The 6,429-nt window shown below is 43.2% G+C and carries 6 protein-coding genes and 2 pseudogenes; 4 read left to right on the top strand and 4 right to left on the bottom strand.

Annotated elements, in window-relative coordinates:
• From FTT99_RS16200 to FTT99_RS16195, 3 genes and pseudogenes are all read right to left on the bottom strand, one after another.
• On the bottom strand, window positions 1–427 hold a 427-nt coding region (locus FTT99_RS16200; RefSeq protein ID WP_373683005.1), incomplete at its 3' end, for a transposase zinc-binding domain-containing protein.
• On the bottom strand, window positions 330–809 hold the full coding sequence (locus FTT99_RS16645) for a BCCT family transporter (RefSeq protein WP_338242671.1): 480 nt from the start codon (window positions 807–809) through the stop codon (window positions 330–332). The genes FTT99_RS16200 and FTT99_RS16645, both read right to left, overlap by 98 nt.
• 30 nt (window positions 810–839) lie before the next feature.
• Window positions 840–1,352: pseudogene (locus FTT99_RS16195) on the bottom strand (class I SAM-dependent methyltransferase); the annotation flags it as partial.
• A 149-nt stretch (window positions 1,353–1,501) separates the two neighbouring features.
• Here FTT99_RS16195 and FTT99_RS16190 point away from each other — a divergent pair.
• The 3 genes from FTT99_RS16190 to FTT99_RS16180 all read left to right on the top strand — a co-directional run bounded on the left by FTT99_RS16190 (window position 1,502) and on the right by FTT99_RS16180 (window position 4,229).
• Window positions 1,502–2,746 carry a hypothetical protein gene (locus FTT99_RS16190; RefSeq protein WP_179990686.1) on the top strand — a complete coding sequence of 415 codons (1,245 nt, stop codon included), beginning with the start codon at window positions 1,502–1,504 and terminating at the stop codon, window positions 2,744–2,746.
• A gap of 276 nt (window positions 2,747–3,022) precedes the next feature.
• Window positions 3,023–3,892, top strand: a complete 870-nt coding sequence (gene erm, locus FTT99_RS16185) for a 23S ribosomal RNA methyltransferase Erm (RefSeq protein ID WP_107318659.1) — start codon at window positions 3,023–3,025, stop codon at window positions 3,890–3,892.
• A gap of 16 nt (window positions 3,893–3,908) precedes the next feature.
• On the top strand, window positions 3,909–4,229 hold the full coding sequence (locus FTT99_RS16180; protein ID WP_179990683.1) for a hypothetical protein: 321 nt from the start codon (window positions 3,909–3,911) through the stop codon (window positions 4,227–4,229).
• A 170-nt stretch (window positions 4,230–4,399) separates the two neighbouring features.
• Here the strand turns inward: FTT99_RS16180 and FTT99_RS16175 are convergent, their stop codons facing one another.
• Window positions 4,400–5,902 carry an IS91 family transposase gene (locus FTT99_RS16175; protein WP_180132173.1) on the bottom strand — a complete coding sequence of 501 codons (1,503 nt, stop codon included), beginning with the start codon at window positions 5,900–5,902 and terminating at the stop codon, window positions 4,400–4,402.
• A 418-nt stretch (window positions 5,903–6,320) separates the two neighbouring features.
• On the opposite strand from FTT99_RS16175, the pseudogene FTT99_RS16170 reads away from it, so the two are divergent.
• Window positions 6,321–6,429, top strand: a pseudogene (locus FTT99_RS16170) (dihydropteroate synthase); the annotation flags it as partial.

Raw genomic sequence — 6,429 nt, 5'->3', positions numbered from 1 at the left:
TGGCCACTTGGTGGGTATGGCCCGCTTTCTTGACCAGGTGCGTGGCAATGACGCGGTAAACGATGCCCAGCACCCACCCCATGATCTCGGGCCGGCTGGCAAACAGGAAACGCAGCTGAAACGGGAAACTCAACACCCATTGGCGCATGGGCTGTACGGGCAGAACCTCATCGACCAGTAGCGCGGCGCTTTCGGCCATACGCCGTGCGCCACAACTAGGACAGAAGCCCCGACGTTTGCAGCTGAACGCAACCAGGTGCTCAGCGTGACACGACTCACAACGCACCCGCAGAAAGCCGTGTTCGAGACGGCCGCATTTGAGGTAGTCATCAAACTCGCGTTGCACATAGCCGGGCAGTTCCCTGCCCTGCGCCGCCAAATGGGCAGCGAACGTCTGGTAGTATTCTTCGACGATCCGATAGAGCAGGGTTTGCTCGGGCCGGTGACGCTGGTAACGACCAGTGTTCTCGTCCCGGCTGGCCATCCTGGCCGCCACTTGGGGCATGATCCGCATCCTTGCGATAGCCATAGCTAAACTCGGGTGCCTCGTCATCAGGCCCGAGGCGAATACTGCCAAAGCGTGACAACCCCAACCAGAGTGTAAAAATGACAAAGCCACTGGTCACTAATAAGTACAACCAGCCAAAGTCATCAGCGGTCGCATCCAGTGCTTTTTGCGCTAACTCTTGAACGCCATCAGGGTTACTGACTGTGGCAATTAAAAACAAACCAATAAAGAGTATTGATAGGTAAAAAACGGTTCCTACGTCTCCTAAAAGACGGTTTACCCATTGCTTAAACGTACTCATTACTTTCCTTAGAACTTACTATTTAACTAACTATTTCTTACAGGCAACCACTTGAACGACTGCTCCTTTACCCTGGTGATAGTTTCCTTCAGAGATTTCACGCTCTACTTCAGCACCTATTATAAAATCCAAACCGTTTAGTTCTTGCTGCAACCCTTCAAGCGACATAAACATATCTATTTGCGAGGCAGGAGGACCACCCACTCCATCCATGTCAATATGAGCAGCTGTATAGGCTTCTAGCATAAAGACGCCATTTTCTTTTAATGCAGCCACTGCCTGCTTATGCAATTTCAACCGTAACTCAAGAGGCACATGAGCGAAAATTGAAACGATGCCATCCCAAGCGTCTACGCCTAAATCATACTCATTTAAGTTGGCTACCACTGTGGTGATTTTTACACCCTGTTCAGCCGCCAATTTGTGTGCTTTTTCTAAGCCGACGCTAGACTGGTCAACCGCTGTAACGTCATAACCTTGCTTGGCTAAAAACACAGCATTGCGACCTTCACCTTCGGCTAAGCAAAGAACCTTACCTCCTTTAGGTAATTTAGAAAATTCGGCTTGTAATAAATAAAGGCACTCAAGATTTTTATGCTTATTTTTCTAATTGGGAAGCTGTTCTATTTACCCAAATATCGGAAGATGTTATTTTTGCCTTTAACGAATACGCAGCATTAATACGCGAAGACTTGTTTGTTGCAGATGACGAGGAATTTGAGGTTTTAGCAGTTATAAACCTCTCTCCAACTAAAGATGTTAATGGAAATTATGGTCTAATTTTTTATACCGCAATCGAAGACGAAGAGATCAATGAATATAATGCAGGTATGCTTTTTTCTGATATAGTGCTAGTTTACGATAATGGATATTTTAACACTGTTCGCTTTGAGGACATAATTGATGAAGATCAAGAAACAATATTGGATGAAGGCATTCATAATACAAGAATTGAGATTGAAGGTTATGAGTTTGAAATAAAAATTAAAACCATTTTAGATGAAATATCAAGCGATGATTTTTCAAAAAACTTGGCATTTAATAATAAAATTGAAATTGATATAGACTCTGAATCCGTTAAATTAGGCTCCACTTTAGAAGAAGTCTTAAGCGACATGAAACTAAGTTTATATCTAGGAATTTATTATATAAATCACCACAAACATTCTAATGTTCAAGTTACAAAAGATATGGTTGTTTCTTATGACATTGACACAGAAGGATACGGCTTTATAGTTATCAAATATACTGTTGATGAAAAAGATTATTTCACCTCAAAAACCTTTTTAGTTGCTAAAGATGGGGATGTAATACATGATTCACAAGTTATAATTAATATAGCCGATATGGATCTTTCTGACATAACTGATTATTCTGACATAATTGACTATGGTGTTAGCTATGCCTCATATGGTTCAATCAACAGAAATCCATTACTAATTGTGCCAATGGATTTGGATTTTTCGGGTCTAAAATTAGATTTTGAGGTACTAATTTACGATCTCTACGATTTTAATGAAATTTCAAATGAGTTTATTACCGTTTTAATAGGTGAGGATTTTGTATATGACAACACAAGTGTCGGTTTACAATGGATAACGATTAATGCAATCGACTCTAATGATGATACTTATGAATTCCAACTCTTAATTGCTGTCTACGATAACAATGATGAAAACTATGCAATACCTTATCTATCACATGAATTTGTCAATATACTAGGCGATTATAGGTTTCAAGAGGGATATGGTGTCGAAGGCATAAAATACGATGAAGAATCTCAAAAATTTCTTTATGCAGAATATATAGATATATATTATTGGGGAATTGATGAGCCTAAAACTTTTTACTTGTCCGAAACAAATTTTAAAAATGGCTTTTTTGCACTTACTCTAAATGTTTGGGGAATTGACGTAGACTTCACGGTGCCAGTATGAGAGTAAAATACTAAACATATTAAAATCTAATGTTTTGGTTAAATATTAACATATAAAAGTTGTGAAGAATTTAATAATCATCACATCTTTTTTTATGCAAATTTTTATTTGGTTTAAGATTTGTAACCAGTATTAGTAGTTTTTTATATGTAAAAACACCATTATTTTGTATGCTTGCTATATGTCCAATTTAAATGGCAATAGTTGACAAACTGTACGTTTCATCTTATAATTAATTATATAAACTATTAAAGATTATGCAATTAAAGGGAATTTATGGAAAGAAATATTAGGGATTCACAAAATTTCTTACACGATAAAAAATTAGTTAGTAGCCTTGTTGAAAATAGCAATATAAATAATACTGACATTGTATATGAAATAGGTCCGGGAAAAGGCATAATAACCGAACATTTATTAAGAGTAAGTAAAAGTGTAATTGCAATTGAATTAGACACCTCTTTGTATCAATTTTTAAAGCAAAACTTGAATAGTGAAAAACTAACACTTATCAATCAAGATTTTATGAACATAAAACTTCCTGATGGCAATTATAAAGTTTTTTCTAATATACCGTTTAATATGACGGGAGAAATCTTAACAAGATTACTAACAGCAATCAACCCGCCACAAGATATGTATATTATAATGCAGTACGAAGCAATGTTAAAATACGCAGGCACTCCATATTATAAAGACACATTAAAATCACTTATGTTCAAACCGTTATATGATATAAAACTGGCTTATGAGTTTTTGCCTTCAGATTTTAAACCAAAACCCAACGTGTCTATAGTTCTTGTGCATTTCCATAAAAAAGAATATTGTGATATAAAAAAAGCAACAATGTTAGAATATTGGGATTTTTTATCATATATGTATACTGCCCCAGGATTAAATTTTAAACAAAAAACAAAAAATATTTTTTCTTATGAACAGCAAAAACGTTTGAAAAAAATTATCAATTTAGATAGTGAACTAAATTTTTCCGATTGGACATATATTCAATGGATTAAAATGTTCGATACATATAAGCAGTTTGTATGCCAAGACAAGAAAAAACTCGTAGAAGGTTCTTATCAAAAACTTTTAAAAGAACAATCAAAATTAGAAAAAGTCCACAGAAGCAGAACTCAAAGATATTAAATAAAAGGGTACTTAATTGGAAAAAGGTTACTACTTATTTGCATATGTAGAGATAAACAAGTATGCCAATTTTTATAAAACAGATACAAAAAGGCACGACCAAAATATTTCACTTTGGGAATATGATGGTGGTAAATTGTCATTATTAAGATATTGGGAACTAGAGCGTTTATCCAGAATAAAACATCATAATAAAGCTTTTTATTCTGAAACTCAATTCAAAAATATTGTAAATGTTTTATTATCTGAATTTAATCTGCAATTATCAGATATAAAAGAGTATAGGAAGAATAAACGCCGTTTTTCTCCAAGTCCAGCCACTGTAGACCGCGAATGACGGCCTGCTTTGCCAGTGGGTGATTCTGAATCCGGCCCGTGTAGCCATCGATCCCGCCGAAAATTCACCCGTTTTTCCCGACAGCCGGGGCCAACCCAAGCCGCCGGCATAACGCATCCCTGCCGCGGCTGAATTACCGCAGCATCGTGATCGGAATCGTTTGGGACGGGTCAGGTAAACAGACCCGGCGACAGGCCAGCCGGTGGTGCCCGGCTCTCGGGCAACGGGCTGGACTCGTTGGTTTCGGCTTTTTGCTTCAGATGGTCGAGGATCTGCTTGATCACTACCGGATCTTCAATACAGGCAATCACCTTCATGGCACCGCCGCATTCGCTGCAAGTCTCGATGTCGATTTGGAATACACGCTTGAGCCGCTGTGCCCATTTCATCGACGCTCGCCGCCCAGCGGGTGTTGGCGGCTCATCCGATACCTTGACCTTTTTGCTCCCCTTGCCCCTCATGGCAGGTGTAACCAGGGCGCGGTGCTTGCTGTTGGGCGCAAACACCCCATGAAACCGGGTAAGGTTCACACGTGGCTTCGGCACCAACGCCGACAGTCTTGCGATGAAGTCCAGCGGCTCAAAGATCACATGCGTGGTGCCGTCCCGGTACGGCGTCTTAAGCTGGTAGCGCACGTTGCCATTCTTCGTGAGCGACAGCCGTTTCTCAGACACCGCCGGGCGGCTGATGTAGTGGCACAGCCGTTCGAGTTTGCTGCGCTCATGGGCCTTGGCCGCTACGCCGGCATGTAGCGAGAAACCGGCAACCTTACCGGGCATGTCACCAAACTGATCTTCCGGGTCGCAGGCGGGCAGTGTCTGCAGGGTGAACACCTTGCGCCCTGCCTGTGGCCCCACGGCGATGCGATACGTGATGGAATGCCCCAGCAGTGGAGTCATCGCATCTTCATCCACCGCATCCAAGGCCAGGTAAGTGTTTTCAGCATCCCGCTCCAGTAGGCCTTGCCGCTCCAAATAGCGGCCGACCCGATGGGCGATGGTGTGCGCCAGTTGGGTGAGTTCGGCGCTGGTCGGCGCCCTGACCCAGAGGAACCGGGCTGTTCCATTGGGACGCTCAACGTACACGCCATCGAGGAACAGCATGTGAAAGTGAATGTTGAGGTTCAGTGCACTGCCGAAGCGCTGGATCAGGGTGACGGCACCGGTCTTGGCCGCTTGGTGGGTATAGCCCGCTTTCTTGACCAGATGCGTGGCGATGACGCGGTAAACGATGCCCAACACCCGGCCCATGACCTCCGGCCGGCTGGCGAACAGAAAGCGCAATTGAAAGGGAAAGCTGAGTACCCATTGGCGCATGGGCTGTACGGGCAGAACCTCATCGACCAGTAGCGCGGCGCTTTCGGCCATACGCCGTGCGCCACAACTAGGACAGAAGCCCCGACGTTTGCAGCTGAACGCAACCAGGTGCTCAGCGTGACACGACTCACAACGCACCCGCAGAAAGCCGTGTTCGAGACGGCCGCATTTGAGGTAGTCGTCAAACTCGCGTTGCACATAGCCGGGCAGTTCCCTGCCCTGCGCCGCCAAATGGGCAGCGAACGTCGGGTAGTATTCTTCGACGATCCGATAGAGCAGGGTTTGCTCGGGCCGGTGACGCTGGTAACGACCAGTGTTCTCGTCCCGGCTGGCCATCCTGGCCGCCACTTGGGGCATGATCCGCATCCTTGCGATACTGTGTTTTTATACAGTTTATCGCTCAACTGCGAGATATTGAAGTCTCAGCTGTGATGCCAGCCAGTGCCAGACATTGCCTGTGAGTGCCAGTCACTCCCACTCTATTGTAAACAAGACATTTTTATCTTTTATATTCAATGGCTTATTTTCCTGCTAATTGGTAATACCATGAAAAATACCATGCTCAGAAAAGGCTTAACAATATTTTGAAAAATTGCCTACTGAGCGCTGCCGCACAGCTCCATAGGCCGCTTTCCTGGCTTTGCTTCCAGATGTATGCTCTTCTGCTCCTGCAGCTAATGGATCACCGCAAACAGGTTACTCGCCTGGGGATTCCCTTTCGACCCGAGCATCCGTATGAGACTCATGCTCGATTATTATTATTATAGAAGCCCCCATGAATAAATCGCTCATCATTTTCGGCATCGTCAACATAACCTCGGACAGTTTCTCCGATGGAGGCCGGTATCTGGCGCCAGACGCAGCCATTGCGCAGGCGCGTAAGC

This window comes from Acinetobacter sp. YH12040 (assembly GCF_013420005.1).
GTDB classification, from domain to species: domain Bacteria; phylum Pseudomonadota; class Gammaproteobacteria; order Pseudomonadales; family Moraxellaceae; genus Acinetobacter; species Acinetobacter amyesii.
The sequence above is the reverse complement of the archived record's forward strand: the minus strand, read 5'-3'. Positions and strand labels throughout refer to the sequence as shown.

Excerpts from the sequence above, each read along its gene's own strand:
- erm (WP_107318659.1), top strand. The coding sequence starts at position 3,023 with ATGGAAAGAAATATTAGGGATTCACAAAATTTCTTACACGATAAAAAA.
- FTT99_RS16645 (WP_338242671.1), bottom strand. The coding sequence starts at position 809 with ATGAGTACGTTTAAGCAATGGGTAAACCGTCTTTTAGGAGACGTAGGA.
- FTT99_RS16175 (WP_180132173.1), bottom strand. The coding sequence starts at position 5,902 with ATGCCCCAAGTGGCGGCCAGGATGGCCAGCCGGGACGAGAACACTGGT.